The following is a 1,153-nucleotide window of genomic DNA, read 5'->3' as shown; positions in this document are numbered from 1 at the left end:
TCACTCCGGGTTTCACGGGTGCCTGGAAGCCGTGGTGCTGGCGGATGGTGGGGTCGACGTTGTAGTAGCAGTAGCTGCCCATGCCCCAGCCCTCGTGGGTGGTGACGGAGTCGGCGACCTTGTAGGCGGCGTAGCCCTTGATGTCGCCGTTCTGGATGGCGGCCTGGTTGGGGGCGTCGTAGGCCTTCTCGTTCTGGAAGAAGATCGTCTTGCCGTTCTCGCCGTTCCACTGGACGTCGTACTTGTTGAAGTGTTCGACGAACAGGCCGGTGGCCAGTACGTCGTCGCCGTTGACGGTGAGGCCGTAGTCGGAGCGGTTGGTCTCCCAGCCGACTCCGTCTCCGTGGTCGGCGCGCCAGAGCCAGGTGTGGTCGATGATCGTGTCGTCGCTGTTGACCACCATGGCGGTGGTCGCCTTGCCGGCGCCTGCGCCGCCGACCCGGACGAACACGTCCTGGAGGCTGGTCGGGTTCGCGGAGTGGTCGGCCGAGGAACCCTCCGGGCCTACCTGGACAAGGACCGGGGAGTTCTGCGTCCCGGCGTCGACGAGGAGTCCGGCGAGCTTGACGCCGTCGACGTCGCCGACCTTGATGGCGGTCACGCCGTTGTCCGGGATGACCGTGGCGAGGCCGAGGCCCAGTGCGACGGTGTTCGCCCGGTTGATCTCGATGGGCTCGTTGACGTGGTAGACGCCCGGGGTGAAGAGCAGGTGCAGGCCCTGGCGTACGGCGGCGTTGATCGTCTGCGCGGTCGCGCCCGGCTTCACCACGTAGAACTGGCTCAGTGGGATGGACTCACCTTGCGGGGTGCCGTTCCACGAGACGCCGCGTGCGTTGGTGCGCTTGGCGGGGACGAAGACCTTGTAGTCGTTGCCGTCGAGGTAGAGGAAGGGTTTCTCGCGGGAGACCGGGGTGTTGTTCAGGGTGGTGTAGGGCGGTTCGGGGAAGCTCTGGGCGGGTGCGCCCTCGACGCCGGAGAAGGTCATGTTCCAGACGCCGTTGCTCCAGCTGCCGATGGAGCTGTCGCGGGTGTACCACTGCTGCTGGGAGTAGGGGGCGACCTGGCCGTCGATCTTGCTGTCGGCGATGTAGCCGCCGCTGGCCCAGCCGTAGCCGTCGGGGGCGAGGTTGAGGCCGCCCTTGACGTGCATGCG

The 1,153-nt window shown here is 67.0% G+C and carries 1 pseudogene; it reads right to left on the bottom strand.

The features are described 5' to 3' along the window. Nucleotides 1-1,153: pseudogene (locus ACWCQM_RS40935) on the bottom strand (coagulation factor 5/8 type domain-containing protein); the annotation flags it as partial.

This window comes from Streptomyces sp. NPDC002125, assembly GCF_053593715.1.
Note: the sequence above shows the minus strand (reverse complement) of the source record. Positions and strands in the feature narration are given on the sequence as shown.